Origin of the sequence: Reyranella sp. (assembly GCF_050185545.1) — a bacterium.
GTDB lineage: Bacteria > Pseudomonadota > Alphaproteobacteria > Reyranellales > Reyranellaceae > Reyranella.
The window spans coordinates 1-15,695 of the sequence record NZ_JBFWZI010000170.1; the positions used below are offsets into that span (position 1 = coordinate 1).

Below are 15,695 nucleotides of genomic sequence, written 5' to 3' on the forward strand. Positions count from 1 at the left end.
CTTTGCTGGGGAGGTGCCCAGTCTTACGGGGCGGAGGGGTCATGACTCATGTGGACCGCGGGCGTCCCGCCCGCTCATTCTCATGATCATGAGCGGGCGGGGCGCCCGCGGTCCGGAAGGCCATGACCCCTCCGCTGCCGTATGACGGCGACGCCTCCCCAGCGGAGCTGGGGAGGAAAGCTCGACACGTCCCGGAGCCCGCGATGTCCGAACCAGGTCCGCTCAGTTTCCACGTTCCGGCGCCGGCGGTGCGGCCGGGCGGGACGCCCGATTTCAGCGACGTGCCGATCTCGCGGGCCGGCGAGGTGCGGCGGCCGCCGGTGGATTGCGCGCCGGCCGACATCCGCGATCTCGCCTTCTCGATCATTCGCGTACTCGACCGGAACAGCAACGCCGTCGGGCCGTGGGCCGGGCTGCTGAGCGACAGCGAGCTGCTCGAGGGCCTGCGCCACATGATGACCTTGCGGACCTTCGATGCGCGCATGCAGATGGCGCAGCGCCAGGGCAAGACATCGTTCTACATGCAGCATCTCGGCGAGGAGGCGGTGAGCTGCGCCTTCCGCAAGGCGCTCGAGCCGGGCGACATGAACTTCCCGACCTATCGCCAGGCAGGACTGCTGATCGCCGGCGGCTATCCGATGCGCGACATGATGAACCAGATCTATTCCAACGAGCTCGACCCGCTGAAGGGCCGGCAGCTGCCGGTGATGTATTCATCCAAGGAACACGGCTTCTTCTCGATCTCGGGCAACCTCGCCACCCAGTACATCCAGGCGGTCGGCTGGGCGATGGCCTCGGCGATGAAGCGTGACACGCGGATCGCCGCTGGCTGGATCGGCGACGGCTCGACCGCCGAGTCGGATTTCCATGCCGCCCTGGTCTTCGCCTCGACCTACAAGGCGCCGGTGGTCCTGAACATCGTCAACAACCAGTGGGCGATCTCGACCTTCCAGGGCATCGCGCGCGGCGGCTCGGGCACCTTCGCTGCCCGCGGGCTGGGCTTCGGCATCCCCGCGCTGCGCGTCGACGGCAACGACTATCCCGCCGTCCATGCCGTCGCCCGATGGGCGGTCGAGCGCGCCCGCCGCAATCTCGGGCCGACCCTGGTCGAGTACGTCACCTACCGCGTCGGCGCCCATTCGACGTCGGACGATCCCTCGGCCTATCGGCCCAAGACCGAATCCGACGCCTGGCCGCTCGGCGATCCGGTGCTGCGGCTGAAGAACCATCTCATCCTGCGCGGTGCCTGGTCGGAGGACCGCCACAAGCAGGCCGAGGCCGAGATCCTGTCCGAGGTCATCGCCGTCCAGAAGGAGGCCGAATCGCACGGCACCCTGCATGCCGGTCCGCACCCGTCGGCGCGCGACATGTTCGAGGGCGTGTTCGAGCACATGCCCCCTCACCTGCGCCGCCAGCGCCAGCAAGGGGGAGTGTAGTCGATGCCGCGCAAGACCATGGTCGAGGCGATCCGCGATGCCATGGACGTCTGCATGTCGCGCGACGACAACGTCGTCGTGTTCGGCGAGGACGTCGGCTATTTCGGCGGCGTGTTCCGCTGCACCCAGGGCCTGCAGCAGAAGTACGGGTCGAGCCGCTGCTTCGACGCGCCGATCAGCGAGTCGGGCATCGTCGGCGCCGCGGTCGGCATGGCAGCCTACGGCTTGCGTCCCTGCGTAGAAATCCAGTTCGCCGACTACATGTATCCGGCTTACGACCAGATCGTGTCGGAGGCGGCGCGGCTGCGCTACCGCTCGAACGGCGGCTTCACCGCGCCGATGGTCGTGCGCATGCCGACCGGCGGCGGCATCTTCGGCGGCCAGACCCACAGCCAGAGCCCGGAGGCGCTGTTCACCCACGTGTCGGGTCTCAAGACCGTCGTGCCGTCCAATCCCTACGATGCCAAGGGCCTGCTGATTGCCGCCATCGAGGACAACGACCCGGTGATCTTTCTCGAGCCCAAGCGGCTCTACAATGGACCGTTCGACGGCCATCACGATCGCCCGGTCACGCCGTGGTCGCGCCATCCGCAGGGCGAGGTGCCTGACGGCCATTACACCGTGCCGCTCGGCAAGGCGGCGATCCGGCGCGAAGGCGCAGGCGTCACGGTGCTGGCCTACGGCACCATGGTGTTCGTCGCCGAAGCGGCGGCGCAGGAGACCGGCATCGATGCCGAGATCATCGACCTGCGCACGCTGGTGCCCTACGACCTCGACCTGATCGTCGCGTCGGTGAAGAAGACCGGCCGCTGCGTCGTGGTCCACGAGGCGACTTTGACCTCGGGCTTCGGCGCCGAGCTCAGCGCGCTGGTGCAGGAGAACTGCTTCCATCATCTCGAGGCGCCGATCGTGCGCGTCACCGGCTGGGACACACCCTATCCGCACGCCCAGGAATGGGACTATTTCCCCGGACCGGCGCGCATCGGTCGCGCGCTGAAGGCCGTCATGGAGGCTTGAGATGGGAATCCGCATCATCAAGCTGCCCGATGTCGGCGAAGGCGTTGCCGAGGCCGAGCTGGTCGAATGGCATGTCGAGGTCGGCCAGTCGGTGCTGGAGGACCAGGTCCTCGCCGCCGTGATGACCGACAAGGCGACCGTCGAGATTCCCTCGCCGGTCGCCGGCACCGTGGTGGCGCTGGGCGCCGAGGTGGGCGGCGTGCTGGCGGTCGGCGCCGAGCTGGTGCGCCTCGAGGTGGCGGGCGAAGGCGACCAGGAGGTGAAGGCGGCACCACGCGAGGCGCTCGCCTCCTCCCCGGTCGCCCCGACTCCCCTGCCGACGCCCGCGCCGGCGCAGCCGGTCGTCGCCGAAGCGTCGCCGCCGGCGCCGCGTCCTGTCGCCTCAGGCTCGCTCGGTCCGCCGCGACCGGCTGGCGAGAAGCCGCTCGCCTCGCCGGCCGTGCGACGGCGCGCCCGCGATGCCGGTGTCGATTTGCGCCAGGTTCGCGGCAGCGGGCCGGCGGGCCGCATCCTGCACGACGATCTCGACGCCTTCCTGCAGAGCGGACCGGCGACCGCAGCACCTGCCGGACGTGCGCCGAACCAGCATGTCGAGACGGTCAAGGTGATCGGCCTGCGCCGGCGCATCGCGCAGAAGATGGCCGATTCCAAGCGACGGGTCGCCCATTTCTCCTATGTCGAGGAAGTCGACGTCACCGCGCTCGAGGAGCTGCGCGCGGCGTTGAACGCCGAGAAGAAGCAGGATCGTCCGCGCCTCACCCTGATGCCTTTCCTGATGCAGGCGGTGGTCAAAGGCGTCGCCGACTTTCCCGAGATGAACGCGCTCTACGATGACGAGGCCGAGACGATCGAACGGCACGGCGGCGTCCATATCGGCATCGCGACGCAGACCGACAACGGCCTTCTGGTGCCGGTGGTGCGCCATTGCGAGGCGCGCGGCCTGTGGGACCTCGCCCGCGAGGTGGCGCGCCTCGCCGAGGCGGCACGCGAAGGACGGGCGACGCGCGCCGAGCTCACCGGCTCGACCATCACCATCACCAGCCTGGGGCCGCTGGGCGGCATCGTCACCACGCCGGTGGTGAACCGTCCCGAGGTGGCGATCATCGGCATCAACAAGCAGGTCGTGCGGCCGGTCTGGCAGGGCGGCCAGTTCGTGCCGCGCACCATGATGAACCTGTCGTCGTCGTTCGATCACCGCGTCATCGACGGCTACAACGCGGCGCGCTTCGTGCAGCGGCTCAAGGCGCTGCTCGAAGAGCCGGCCACCCTTTTCATCGAGGCATGAGATGGCCGATATCACTGCCAAGGTGCTGATCGTGGGCGGCGGGCCCGGCGGCTACGTCGCCGCCATCCGGGCAGGCCAGCTCGGCCTCGACGTCGTTCTGGTCGAGCAGGGCGGCAATGGCGGCGGGCTGGGCGGCACCTGCCTCAACGTCGGCTGCATTCCCTCCAAGGCGATCATCCACGCCGCCGAGGCCTATCACCAGGCGATCGAGCAGGCGACCAGGGCGCCGTTCGGGCTCAAGGTCGAGCGGCCGACCATCGACTTCGCCCGCACCGTCGACTGGAAGGACGGCATCGTCGGCCGCCTGACCGGCGGCGTCGGCGCGCTGCTGAAACGCCATCGCGTCAAGATCGTGCAGGGCCGCGCCGAGATGACCGACGGCAAGAGCTGCCGCGTCGAGACCGACACTGGGCCGCAGGTGATCCGCGCCGAGCATGTCGTGCTGGCGACCGGATCGGTCGCCGCCGCGCTGCCGAGCCTGCCGTTCGGCGGCAAGGTCATCTCCTCGGCCGAGGCGCTGTCGCTGGACGCCATCCCCGAGCGACTGGCCGTGGTCGGCGCCGGCTATATCGGCCTCGAGCTCGGCATCGCCTTCGCCAAACTCGGATCGAAGGTGACCTTGGTCGAGGCCCTCGACAGCATCCTGCCCGCCTACGACGCCGAGCTGGTCCGCCCCGTCGCCCGCCGCATGCGCGCGCTCGGCGTGGAGGTGCTGACCCGGGCCAAGGCCGCCGGCCTGTCGGACGACGGCACCGCCCTCCTCGTCGACCAGGAAGGCGCCGGCCGGCGCACCATCGCGATGGATCGCCTGCTGGTCGCCACAGGACGACGCGCGAGACTGACCGGTTTCGGCCTCGAGCGCCTCGATCTCACCCTGGATCGCGACGCCGTGCAGATCGACGAACGCTGCGCGACCTCCATGCGCAACGTCTGGGCGATCGGCGATCTCACCGGCGAGCCCATGCTCGCCCATCGCGCGATGGCCCAGGGCGTGGTCGTCGCCGAGCAGATCGCCGGTCACCGGCGCGTCTTCGATGCCGCGGCGATTCCCGCCGTCTGCTTCACCGATCCCGAGATCGTCACGGTCGGCCTCTCGCCGGACGAGGCGCGTCGCGCCGGGCGTGAAATCCTGACCGCGCAGTTCCCCTTCCAGGCCAACGGCCGCGCCCTCACCCTGGCGAACGACGACGGCTTCGTGCGCGTGACCGCCCGCGCCGACAATCACCTCGTGCTCGGGATTGGCGCGGTCGGCCCTGGAGTCTCCGAGCTCTCCGCATCCTTCGGACTTGCCCTCGAGATGGGCGCGCGGCTGGAGGATATCGGCGGCACCATTCACGCCCATCCGACCCTGGGCGAGGCCTTCCACGAAGCCAGCCTGCGTGCCCTCGGCGAGGCGTTGCATATTTGAGCTCGTCCTCCTCCCCAGCGCATCGCTGGGGAGGTGTCCGCGACTTCGCGGAGGGGTCATGGTCTTCTGGACCGCGGGCGTCTCGCCCGCTCATGGTCATGAATCATGAGCGGGCGAAACGCCCCCGGTCCGCTTGATGCATGACCCCTCCGCCTGCCTGCGCGAAGCCGAAGCGGCTTCGCTTCGGCGAAGGCAGGTCGCCGTAAGACGGCGACACCTCCCCAGCTAAGCTGCAGCTAAGTTGTTGAGGAGAATCGCGCCCGTTATCACGCATCGATCACGCGCCGCGGGCCCGGCGCGTGCGCACATTCCGGCATGGATTCGCGGCGCCGGCCTGCGCGCTCATGCCTTCCCGCCAGGGACTTGAGCCTCCATTTCATCGACGGCGAGGGACTGCTTCTCGACCGGGAACACCACCGGCTCTACGCGCTCAACGCCAGCGCCACCTTGATCTGGTGCATGCTGGAGGACGGCGCGCCGCCGGCGGAAATCTGCCGTTTGCTCAACGAGCAATACGCAGTGTCCGCGAACGAAGCGGCGTCCTACGTTTCCGGCATCCTGGATCAATGCGCCTCGCTCAGCCGCGCGGAAAAGGCGCCGGCGGCACCGCAGGACATGCCGATACAAGCTGGACCGGGCCATCGCCTGCGTTCGCGACACGCCGAGGTGATCGCGACCTATGCGCTGCTTGGCAGTGTCATCCGCGTTCGTTACGACAACGCACGCCTGCACGACGCGGTCCACCCGCTGCTGCAGCACGGCGCCCTCGCCAGGGCGACCCCGACGATCGTCATCGACATCGTCCCCCACGGCGATGGCGTGGCGATCATCGCCGACGACCTGATGATCGGATGGTCGTGGACCCTCGAGGACGCTGCGGTCGCCGTCAGGGCCTGCCTGACGCAGGTGGCGACCGCGAAGAGCGGCGGTCTCTGCGTGGTCCATGCCGGCGCGCTCAGCCGAAACGGCGGCGCTCTGCTTCTTCCCGGCGATGCCGGCTACGGCAAGAGCACGCTCTCCGCCGGCCTTGCCGCCCGCGGCTTCGACATGCTGTGCGATGACACGACCCTGCTGGCGGGAGATCCGCCGCTGGTGCGCTGCCTGCCGACCGGGCTCTGCATCAAGCGTGGCGCCTATGCCGTCCTGGAGCCGCTCCACCCGCATCTTGCCGGCTTGCGCGAATGGCGGCGACCCGACGGCAAGCACGCGCGCTACCTGATGCCGGGCCGCGATCTCGGCTGGGCGCCGGTGGATGCAGCGGTCGCCGCGCGCTGGATGGTGTTTCCGCGCTATCACCCCGACCAGGGCACCAGCCTCTTGCCCCTGCGGCGGCACGCGGCCCTGGCGCGGCTGCTGCCCGGCGTCTGTTTCCTGTCGGGCCACCTCGATCCGGGCAACCTCGACAGGCTCATTGCCTGGATCGAGCGGATCGACTGCTACGACCTGCCGCTGTCGTCGCTCGACGACGCAACCACCTTGATCGACGGGCTGTGCCGATGAACCGGCACCGGCGCTCGCTCACCACCCTTGCCCGCTGCCTGCAAGGCAGTGCGCCCGGAAACACGGCTGCCACCATCGAGCCAACCGAGTGGATGTCGGTGTTCCAGGCGGCCAACGATCATCTTCTGACGCCCGCCCTGTGGCATGCGCTCATCAGCTCGGGGCGCTTTCGCTCGCTTCCCGCCGACGCGGCCGAATACCTGGCAACGCTCTATCTGTTGAACGGCGAGCGCAATGGCGTGTTGCGGCGCCAGGCGATCGAGCTCATCGGCGCGCTTAACGAGCGTGACATCGTCCCGGCGCTGCTCAAGGGCGGCCTCGCGCTGTTCGACGGTCCCTATGACGATCCGGCGATCCGCATGATGCGGGACCTCGATCTGCTGGTGCCGGCGCCTTCACGCGACCAGGCGATCGTGGTGCTCGACCGGCTCGGCTATCGCCTGACGCAGCAATATGCGCCGGGTCACCATGCATTCGGCGACTTCGCGCGGTCCGACGATCCGGGCAGCATCGACCTGCATACCGAGCTGGTCGATTCGTCCCACGTGCTGCCAGCCGCGGAAGTGTGGAGCCGCGCAGAACCGCGGACCATCGACGGTGCTCGCTACCTCGCCCCCTCGCCGACCGACAGGGTCATGCACAACGTGCTGCACGCCCAGATCCACTATCTCGGGAGCTTCTATCGCGGCGAACTGCACCTTCAACAGATCTACGAGCTGGCCACCCTCGCGCGATACTTCGGCCCGGCGGTCGATTGGTGCTTCGTGCATCGGCGACTGGCGGCGCATCGCCTGACCTCGGCGCTCGAATCCCATCTCTTCGCGGCGCACCGGCTGTTCGGACTCGAGTGGCCGCTCGCTCATCCCGCGAGCCCGCGGGCGCGATGGCATTTTCTGAGATGCGAGGTGCAGCTGGACTTGCCGGTGCTGCAGCGATTGGCGGTTCCCTGGGGCAATCTTCGCGGCGCTCTGGCGTGGCACCGCATGCATGCGCTGCATGGCGAGGTCGGCGGTCCGCTCGGCTGGCGCTGCCGTCACCTGCTGCAGTACCTGCGAAAAAAGGGTATCGGCGCCACCGTTGGACGGCTGATGCGCCTTCAATGAAGCGCCGTCAGCCGCCTGCGAAGTCGCGGCTGACGGCGCCGTCCGGAGCAGCCTCCCTTCCTTACCGCTTCGTATCGTGCGCCTTGCTCGGCGCCTGCGGCGACGGATTGCTTCCCGAATTGCCCGGCACGCCGTCGAAGCCGCCGTTGCCGAAGCCGTTGTTTCCCGACAGCGACCGGCCCGCGTGGCCGGACCGGGCGACTGCGTAGTTCTGCGCAGTGCTCGACAGCAGGACGGTCATCGCCGGCGGCGTGATGACGGCAAACCTGCCGCAGGTCGCCAGGAAACGGCGCCGCGCCTCGATCTTGTCGGATTCTTCGTGCATCGCCATTCGCTCCTCCAATGCTTGAGCCGTCAATAAACGACGATACAGGCAAAGGTGCTAGGCCCCGTCGGTGATCGTTCAGTGGTAGCGCGCGTATTCAACCGCTGTGATTTTCCTGGGGCGAATGCTGCGAGGGTCTTGATCTATTCGCCTTCCCAGATCCGACGTTACGAAGTGAATCTCCAATCCCTCCTCCGTACCGGGGGAGGTGGCCCGAAGGGCCGGAGGGGGAAGGTCCGAGTCGAGATTCATGAAGTTTCGACGTCGGAATTTCATGGATCTCGTTTGAAGCTCTCCCCTCTGCCCCGTGTGACGGGGCACCTCGCCCGTATGACGGGGGGAGGAACGTGAAACGTGATCCACTCCGACGCGGGCCGCGCTCAGCCGGCCCGCTCGACCTCGACCAGGTTCGTGTTGTACGTCGTGGCGCCGCAGGGGGCGGAGCGGTCCTGGGAGAGGACGTTGGCGCAGCCCTTCGTGTCGGTGCCCGTCCCGTCGGGCGTGAACCACGCGCCTTCCTTGATCGAGACGATGCCGGGCATGATGCGGCGCGTCACCTTGACCGGCAGCATGGTCGCGCCGCGGTCGTTGAATACGCGCACCGTGTCGCCGCTGACGATGCCGCGGGCCGCGGCGTCAGCCGGATTCATCCAGACGTCGTCGGGGTCGACCCGCGCGAGCTGCGGCTGGTTGCCGTGGATCGAATGCGTGCGCGCCCGCGACTTGGGGCTGCACAGCATCAGGGGAAAACGCGCCTCGGGCGTCACCGGCTCGATCCAGGTCGGGACCGCCGGAATGTGCCCGAGCCCGTAGTAGTCGGGCTTGGCCGCCAGCGCCATCGAGTAGACCTCGATCTTGCCCGAGGGGGTTGTGAAGCGGTGGTTCTCGGGATCGCGGATCTGGGCGGCGAATGCCACGGCATCCCTTGGCGGTGCGAAGCGGGCGACGCCCTTGTCGGCGAAGGTGTCGAAATCGTCGACGGCCTTGCTGGTCAGCTCGCGCAGCCATTGCATCTCCGACTTGTCGTTGTAGTCGTTGATGCCGACGCGCGCCGCAAGGTCGGCGAAGATGTCGAAGTCGTTGCGGCACTCGTACATCGGCCGGATCGCCTGCTTCATGAAGATGGCGTAATGACCGGCGCCGGCCCACGGCGTGTGCACGTCGTTGCGCTCCCAGAACGTGGTGGCCGGCAGCACGATGTCGGCGTGGCGCACCGTCGGCGTCAGGAAGTGATCCTGCCCGACGATCAGCTCGACGCCGTCGAGCGAGGCGGCCATCTTGTTGGCATTGGGGCACTGGTTGAACAGGTCGCCGCCCGCCGAATAGATCATCTTGACGTCGGCCGGGTAGCCGCCGGCCTTGCCGCGCGCCAGCAAGTCGGCGAGCAAGGGCGTTGCCACCCGGGCGTTGATCGGGTTGCTGCCGGCGGGCAACCCGCTGATGCCGCTGCGGCCGGTCACCCCATTGCTGACGCCGGTGTTGCCGCCGGCGATGCCGATATTGCCGGTGATCGCGGCCAGCGCATAGGCGGCGCGATGGAACTGCTCGCCGAAGGCGGTGCGGCCCGGCGCGTAGCCGCACTGCAGCGCTGCCGGCTTGGTGGTGGCGAACTCGATCGCCAGGCGCCGGATCGTCCCAGCCGGCATGCCGGTACGCTCGGCCGCCCATTCCGGCGTCTTCGGAACGCCGTCGCTCTGCCCCAGCAGGTACGACTTGTAGGAGGCGCCGGCCGGCGCGTCGGGCGGCAGGTGCTCGTCGTCGAAGCCCAGCACGTGACGGTCGCAGAAGGCCTGGTCATGCAGGCCCTCGCACACGATCACGTAGGCCATGGCGATCAGGGCGGCGGCATCGGTCGACGGCTTGATGAAGATGTGCTCGTCGGCCAGCGCGGTGCTGGTGCGGGTGCGCCGCGGATCGACGCAGACGATGCGCACGCCGCGCGACTTGGCTTCCTTCAGATACTGCTGCGTGCCGGTGCCGAAGGTGCCGTCGGCCGGGCTCCAGCCCCACATCAGGATCAGCCTGGAATTCACGTAGTCGGTCGGCTCGCGGCCCGCAGTCTTGTAGTCGGCCTTGGCGCCGAAGGTCATGCGGACGGCGAAAACCTCGGCCTCGGCCGACATGTTCGACCACAGGTCGATACAGCCGCCGAACTTGTAGAAGAAGCGCTTCGACACGGTCGAGCCGTGCAGCATCGACGTATTGCCCGAGCGCGAGGCATCGACGATCGACGCATTGCCGTACTGGCGGCGGATGCGCAGCATCTCGCCGGCGACGTGGTCCAGCGCCTCGTCCCACGAGATACGCTCGAACCGGCCGGCGCCGCGCGGCCCGACACGGCGCATGGGATGCTTCAGTCGCTCCGGGTGGTAGAGCCGCTCGATCTGCCCGACGCCGCGGGCACAGGCGTGCAGGGGCGGCAGCTCGGGCCGCCAGCGCGCGGGATCGGTCGAGATCTTGACGATCCGATCGTCCACGACATGCGCATTCACCACGCAGCGCCCGCCGCAATTGTGCCCGCAGGTGCTGGTGACGACGGTCTCGCCGGCGCGGCCGGGACGACGCGGCGCCTGGTAGATCGTGTGGTCGGGCATTTACGCACCTCTCCGACTTGGGACGCACTGACATGAGAAGGGTCCCTCGCTGCGCTCGGGATGACAACATTGCGCTGGGGGCGCGCCACTCCTGTGGCGCATCTCTCGCGTGATCGACGATGATCGGGCCAGTGGAGTGGCGCGCCCCCAGCCGAGAATCCGACATCCCGAGCGCAGCGAGGGACCTTTGCAGTCGAGGGTAACGGCTCTCTCGCCGTATTGTCGACGCCCGATCCTTCGGCCTAGGCCGCAGCGACCTCGAAGACGGTCTTGGCCACGCCCTCGCCCGACAGGGCGAAGGTCAGGGCTTCGCGGGGCTGGTCGAAGGGAAAGACGCGACCGGCCGGCGGGTCGAGCCGGCCGTCCTCGACCCAGCCGAGCAGCTCCTCGAGCTCACGCCCGGCCTGTTCCCGCTCGAACACATCGGCGAACTGCCGGTAATCGACGCCCACCAGCGCGGCGCCCTTGAGAAGCGGCAGATTGACCGGCAACGCCGGGATCTCGCCCGACACGAAGCCGACCACCAGATGACGCCCGCCCCATCTCAGCGACCGGAAGGCCGGTTGCATCAAGGAGCCACAGGCCGGATCGAACACGACATCGAGGCCGTCGGGGACCGCGGCACGCAGGCGATCGCGCCAGCCGTCGATGTCGCGATCGAGCGTGATGTCGGCGCCGTAGCGGCGGGCAAGTGCGCGCTTCTCCGCCGTCGACGCCACGCCTACGACCCTGGCGCCGAGCAGCTTGCCGATCTGGACGGCGGCACTGCCCGTGCCGCCTGCGGCGCCGATCACCAGCAGGGTCTCGCCTGCCTGCAGGCGCGCCCGATCGCGAAGCCCGTGCAGCGCGGTCACATAATTGATGCGAAACCCGGCCGCCTGGTCGAACCGCATCCGATCGGGAATGCGCCGAACTGACGTGGCAGCAACAATGGCATACTCGCAGAAGCCGCCGCGCGCCTGCGCCAGCACGCGATCGCCGACCGCGAGGGAGGCGACGTCGGAACCGACGGCATCGATCCAGCCCGCGACCTCGCCTCCCGGGACGTGCGGCAACGGCGGCTTGACCTGGTAGCGGCCGAGCGCGACCAGGGCGTCGACATAGCCGACGCCGCAGGCGGCAATCCTGATCCGCACCTCGGTCGGGCCCGGGATGGGCATCGGCAGCTCGACCGAACGGTATTCGTCGATCGAGGAAAGCGACGCCGCCTGGATTGCCCGCATGGATGGATCCTTCGCCCTGCCGAGAGCTTGTGAGATTCTGGATGACTGAGTTCTGGACAATACGTCGGCGAAAGGAAAGGTCGTTCAAGCGGACCGCGGGCGTCTCGCCCGCACATGAGAAGAGCGGGCGAGACGCCCGCGGTCCGCTCGAGGGATCGTTCCTTCGGCGCAGCGGTCGCGAGCAGCGTCGCCGAGAGCCCGAAATGCCAGGGGCGGCTCAGATCGGTGCGAACGAGCGATATTTAGGAGGATGGTAGTTGGGTCGGCGGGCCTGCGCCGAATCGAAGATCTCGACCAGGCGGCGGCGCGTGTCGCGTGGATCGATGACGTCGTCGATGCCGAACCCTTCCGCGCCGCGCAGGGCGCCGATGCGCGCCCGCGTCTCGGCGATCATCTCCTGGCGGCGTGCCATCGGGTCGGGCGCAGCTTCGTATGCCTTGCGGAAGGCCACGTCGATCGCGCCCTCGATCGACATGGCGCAGATCTCGGCCGATGGCCAGGCGAAGCTGGCATCGGCCGCGAAGCTGCGTCCGCCCGCCATGGCGAAATAGCCGAGCCCGTAGCCCTTGCGCAGCACGATCGACACGCGGGGCACGCTGGCATGGCCCCATTCGAACACCAGCTTGGCGCTGCGCCGCCCCAGCGCGGTGCGTTCGGCGCCCGAGCCGATCGAGAAGCCGGGCACGTCGATGAACGACACAAGCGGCAGGCCGAAGGCATCGCACAGGGCGATGAAATGAGCGCCCTTGTCGCACGCGTTCGCATTGATCATGCCGCCCAGCCGCAGCGCCTGGTTGGCGATGAAGCCGACCGGGCGGCCGCCGAGCCGCGCCAGCGCCGTCACCATGTTGGGCGCGAAGGTGGGCTTCAGCTCGAACAGGCTGCCCGTATCGGCGATCAGCGCCAGCACCTTACGCACGTCGTAGGCCTTGCGCGTCGACACCGGCACCAGGTCGAGCAGCGCATCGTCGATCGGCGCGATCGGCCGCGAATGATCGACGATCTGCTGCGCGGCGCGCGCGTTCGACGGCAGGTAGGAGAGGAACCGGCGGGCCGCCGCGAGGGCCTCGTCCTCGTTGGCCACGCCGAGATCGGCGATGCCCTGCTGGTCGACCTGGATGTCGGCGCCGCCCAGCGCCATGCCGTCGATGTCCTCGCCGGTGGCAGCCTTCACCAGGGCCGGGCCGGCGATGCCCATGGTCGACAGGCCGCGCACCATGACGACGAAGTCGGCCGTGCCGGCATAGTTGGTCGGCCCGGCGAAGCCCGCCCCCAGCATCAGCGCCACCATCGGGATCCAGCCGGAGGCGCGGGCGAAATTGTGGAAGGTGGCATTGGCGTTGGCGAAATGACGCGCGTCCTGGCCATCCTGGATGCGATGGCCGCCGCCATCGAGGATCATGATCAGCGGCAGGCCGCGGCTGATGGCGATGCCGAGCGCGCGCTGGATCTTGGCGCTGCCCAGCCGGCCGATGCTGCCGCCGAACACAGAAAAATCTTGTGAAAACACTACGACCGGCCGGCCGTCGATGCGGGCCGTGCCGACCACGACGCCATCGGCCGGCGAGAGCGTGCGCGCCGGCCCGGCGCCAATGCCGTCCTCCTCGGCGGTGACCAGCCCGCCGATCTCGTCGAAGGTTCCAGGATCGACGAGTCGGCCGAGGCGCACGCGGGCGCTGAGCTTGCCGCGCCCGGCCAGGCGCTCGACTGCGGCAGCCCGCGCCTCGTCGCTCGAGGTCGCGCGGACGTTCTCGATGTCCTCGATCAGATCGCGCATTGTCCTGTCGGCTGTCATCGCTGCTCCCGCCCGGCGCAAATAATCGTCGCCGAATACGTACAGGCTCTGCACGTCCGAAAAAAGTTGTGGGGGAGAGTCGCTTCCGCGCCCATTCCGCCCCTATGATGGCGGCCAAGAACGAAGCGCCCGGGAGGCGACGGTATGTACAGTTACATCGCCCGGAGGCTCGTCTTCGGCGCGCTGACCGTGATCGGCGTATCGATCATGGTGTTCGTGGTGATGCGCATCCTGCCCGGCGACCCCCTGGTCGCGATCTTCGGGCCGGAGGGCATGACCAAGCTCACCGAGGAGCAGCGCGCCAACTACATGTCCGAGCTCGGGCTCAGCGACCCCCTGTGGGTGCAGTACTTCGCCTGGGTGAAGGACATCATCAGCGGCAATTTCGGCCGCTCGTTCTTCCGCTCCGAAAGCGTGGCCGAGATGATCCTGCGGCGCGGCCCCCTGACGGCGGAGATCGCCCTGCTGTCGGTCATCCTGTCGTGGATTGTCGGCATCCCGGTCGCCCTGGTGAGCGCCCTCAAGCCCAACACCGTGGCCGATTCGACCGTCCGCTTCGTCAGCATCCTGTTCCTGGCGGTGCCGGGCTTCTGGGTCGGCATGCTGATCGTGCTCGGCCTGCTGTTCTGGTTCGGCTACCGCGCGCCGATGGCGGGTGCGTCGCTGTTCGTCGATCCGATCGCCAACCTGCAGCTGGTCGTCGGCCCGGCCATCGTGCTCGGGCTCGGCCAGGCGGCCTACATCGCCCGCATGGGCCGCTCGAGCCTGCTCGAGGTGATCCGGGAGGACTATGTGCGCACGGCGCGGGCCAAGGGCCTGAACAGCCGTCTGGTGATCGCCCTGCACGCCCTGCCCAATGCGCTGCTGCCGGTCATCACCCTGTCCGGCGTGCTGCTCGGCCTGGTGCTGGCGGGGTCGATCCCGGTCGAGCGGGCGTTCGGCACGCCGGGTCTCGGCTACTCCATGTTCATCGCAGTGAGCGAACGCGACGTGTTCGTGATGCAGAACCTGGTGTTCCTCTATGCCGTGGTGTTCGTGATGCTGAACATCGTGGTCGACGTGACGATTGCCCTGCTCGACCCGAGGATCCGTTACCAATGACCGTCATCCTCCCCGCCGAGTCCGCCGCGCCGACTGCGGCTTCGCGCATCCGGACGCTGTTCCGGGGCGTCGGGCGCTTCTTCCGGCGGTCGCCGCTCTCGGCCTTCTGGGGCTGCGTCGCCGCCGCCATCCTGGCCATGGCCATCGCTGCGCCGGCGATCGCGCCCTACCCACCGCTGAAGTCCGATTTCCGCGCCATGCAGAAGCCGCCCAGCGAGGCACACTGGTTCGGCACCGACCAGATCGGCCGCGACACGCTGAGCCGCGTGATCTACGGCAGCCGCGCCTCGCTCACCGTGGCGCTGGGCGCCGTGCTGTTCGGGACCACGCTGGGCGCGCTGTGGGGGCTGGCCTGCGGTTATTTCGGCGGCCGCTTCGACATGATCAGCCAACGCATCATCGAATTCCTGCAGTCGTTTCCCGACCTCATACTGGCGATGGCGATCGCCATGGCGCTGGGGGGCGGCCTGGGGACCGTGATCGTCGCCATCGCCATCACCCGAATACCCTTCGGTGGCCGCGTCATCCGCTCGGTCGTCCTGTCGCTCAAGGAGATGCAGTATGTCGAGGCGGCCCGCGGGCTGGGCGCCTCGCACCAGCGCCTGATGTTCCGTCACATCCTGCCGCAATGCGTCGCGCCGTACCTGATCCTGGCCACCACCCATCTCGGCGTCGCCATCATCATCGAGGCCTCGCTCGGCTTCCTCGGCGTCGGAATCCCGCCACCGAACCCGACCTGGGGCAACATGCTGGCCGATTCGCTCAACGCCGGCCTGGTACCACCGTGGTGGCTGGTGCTGTTCCCGGGGCTTGCGATCACCCTCACCGTGCTCGCCTTCAACCTGCTGGGCGACGGCATCCGCGACCTGCTCGACCCCAGGCTGCGCGGCTCGGTGTAATCATTCGCC

The 15,695-nt window shown here is 68.5% G+C and carries 12 protein-coding genes; 8 read left to right on the forward strand and 4 right to left on the reverse strand.

Features of this window, described 5'->3' with window-relative positions:
* Window positions 1-203 precede the first annotated feature (203 nt).
* The 6 genes from AB7O82_RS30220 to AB7O82_RS30245 all read left to right on the forward strand — a co-directional run bounded on the left by AB7O82_RS30220 (window position 204) and on the right by AB7O82_RS30245 (window position 7,749).
* On the forward strand, window positions 204-1,436 hold the full coding sequence (locus AB7O82_RS30220; RefSeq protein ID WP_428544582.1) for a 3-methyl-2-oxobutanoate dehydrogenase (2-methylpropanoyl-transferring) subunit alpha: 1,233 nt from the start codon (window positions 204-206) through the stop codon (window positions 1,434-1,436).
* A 3-nt stretch (window positions 1,437-1,439) separates the two neighbouring features.
* Window positions 1,440-2,453, forward strand: coding sequence for an alpha-ketoacid dehydrogenase subunit beta (locus tag AB7O82_RS30225; protein ID WP_428544585.1), 1,014 nt, complete (start codon window positions 1,440-1,442; stop codon window positions 2,451-2,453).
* 1 nt (window position 2,454) lies between these two features.
* Window positions 2,455-3,738 (forward strand): dihydrolipoamide acetyltransferase family protein, encoded by a 1,284-nt coding sequence (locus AB7O82_RS30230; protein ID WP_428544588.1) that lies wholly within the window; start codon window positions 2,455-2,457, stop codon window positions 3,736-3,738.
* 1 nt (window position 3,739) lies between these two features.
* Entirely contained in the window at window positions 3,740-5,146 is a 1,407-nt protein-coding gene (lpdA, locus tag AB7O82_RS30235) for a dihydrolipoyl dehydrogenase (RefSeq protein ID WP_428544591.1), read from the forward strand.
* A gap of 363 nt (window positions 5,147-5,509) precedes the next feature.
* Window positions 5,510-6,646 (forward strand): PqqD family peptide modification chaperone, encoded by a 1,137-nt coding sequence (locus tag AB7O82_RS30240; protein WP_428544594.1) that lies wholly within the window; start codon window positions 5,510-5,512, stop codon window positions 6,644-6,646.
* Window positions 6,643-7,749 carry a nucleotidyltransferase domain-containing protein gene (locus AB7O82_RS30245; RefSeq protein ID WP_428544597.1) on the forward strand — a complete coding sequence of 369 codons (1,107 nt, stop codon included), beginning with the start codon at window positions 6,643-6,645 and terminating at the stop codon, window positions 7,747-7,749. The genes AB7O82_RS30240 and AB7O82_RS30245 overlap by 4 nt, the downstream gene beginning before the upstream one ends.
* 61 nt (window positions 7,750-7,810) lie before the next feature.
* Here AB7O82_RS30245 and AB7O82_RS30250 read toward each other — a convergent pair whose 3' ends face one another.
* The 4 genes from AB7O82_RS30250 to AB7O82_RS30265 all read right to left on the reverse strand — a co-directional run bounded on the left by AB7O82_RS30250 (window position 7,811) and on the right by AB7O82_RS30265 (window position 13,686).
* Complete coding sequence (locus AB7O82_RS30250; protein WP_428544600.1) at window positions 7,811-8,080, reverse strand: hypothetical protein; 270 nt, start codon at window positions 8,078-8,080, stop codon at window positions 7,811-7,813.
* Between the two features lie 374 nt (window positions 8,081-8,454).
* Window positions 8,455-10,668, reverse strand: a complete 2,214-nt coding sequence (locus tag AB7O82_RS30255; RefSeq protein WP_428620945.1) for a molybdopterin-dependent oxidoreductase — start codon at window positions 10,666-10,668, stop codon at window positions 8,455-8,457.
* Between the two features lie 242 nt (window positions 10,669-10,910).
* A complete protein-coding gene (locus AB7O82_RS30260) occupies window positions 10,911-11,891 on the reverse strand; it encodes an NADPH:quinone oxidoreductase family protein (protein ID WP_428620947.1) in 981 nt (326 codons plus the stop codon).
* Window positions 11,892-12,108: 217 nt separating this feature from the next.
* The gene (locus tag AB7O82_RS30265; RefSeq protein ID WP_428620949.1) at window positions 12,109-13,686 is read right to left on the reverse strand and encodes an acyl-CoA carboxylase subunit beta; all 1,578 of its coding nucleotides are present in this window, start codon (window positions 13,684-13,686) and stop codon (window positions 12,109-12,111) included.
* Window positions 13,687-13,830: 144 nt separating this feature from the next.
* Here AB7O82_RS30265 and AB7O82_RS30270 point away from each other — a divergent pair, with 144 nt between their 5' ends.
* Together AB7O82_RS30270 and AB7O82_RS30275 are read left to right on the forward strand one after the other, a co-directional pair.
* On the forward strand, window positions 13,831-14,787 hold the full coding sequence (locus AB7O82_RS30270; protein WP_428544612.1) for an ABC transporter permease: 957 nt from the start codon (window positions 13,831-13,833) through the stop codon (window positions 14,785-14,787).
* On the forward strand, window positions 14,784-15,686 hold the full coding sequence (locus tag AB7O82_RS30275; RefSeq protein WP_428620951.1) for an ABC transporter permease: 903 nt from the start codon (window positions 14,784-14,786) through the stop codon (window positions 15,684-15,686). Before AB7O82_RS30270 ends, AB7O82_RS30275 begins: the two co-directional genes overlap by 4 nt.
* Window positions 15,687-15,695: the final 9 nt, after the last annotated feature.

Excerpts from the sequence above, each read along its gene's own strand:
- AB7O82_RS30230 (WP_428544588.1), top strand. The coding sequence starts at position 2,455 with ATGGGAATCCGCATCATCAAGCTGCCCGATGTCGGCGAAGGCGTTGCC.
- AB7O82_RS30275 (WP_428620951.1), top strand. The coding sequence starts at position 14,784 with ATGACCGTCATCCTCCCCGCCGAGTCCGCCGCGCCGACTGCGGCTTCG.
- AB7O82_RS30225 (WP_428544585.1), top strand. The coding sequence starts at position 1,440 with ATGCCGCGCAAGACCATGGTCGAGGCGATCCGCGATGCCATGGACGTC.
- AB7O82_RS30260 (WP_428620947.1), bottom strand. The coding sequence starts at position 11,891 with ATGCGGGCAATCCAGGCGGCGTCGCTTTCCTCGATCGACGAATACCGT.
- AB7O82_RS30265 (WP_428620949.1), bottom strand. The coding sequence starts at position 13,686 with ATGACAGCCGACAGGACAATGCGCGATCTGATCGAGGACATCGAGAAC.
- AB7O82_RS30245 (WP_428544597.1), top strand. The coding sequence starts at position 6,643 with ATGAACCGGCACCGGCGCTCGCTCACCACCCTTGCCCGCTGCCTGCAA.
- AB7O82_RS30270 (WP_428544612.1), top strand. The coding sequence starts at position 13,831 with ATGTACAGTTACATCGCCCGGAGGCTCGTCTTCGGCGCGCTGACCGTG.
- lpdA (WP_428544591.1), top strand. The coding sequence starts at position 3,740 with ATGGCCGATATCACTGCCAAGGTGCTGATCGTGGGCGGCGGGCCCGGC.
- AB7O82_RS30220 (WP_428544582.1), top strand. The coding sequence starts at position 204 with ATGTCCGAACCAGGTCCGCTCAGTTTCCACGTTCCGGCGCCGGCGGTG.
- AB7O82_RS30255 (WP_428620945.1), bottom strand. The coding sequence starts at position 10,668 with ATGCCCGACCACACGATCTACCAGGCGCCGCGTCGTCCCGGCCGCGCC.
- AB7O82_RS30250 (WP_428544600.1), bottom strand. The coding sequence starts at position 8,080 with ATGGCGATGCACGAAGAATCCGACAAGATCGAGGCGCGGCGCCGTTTC.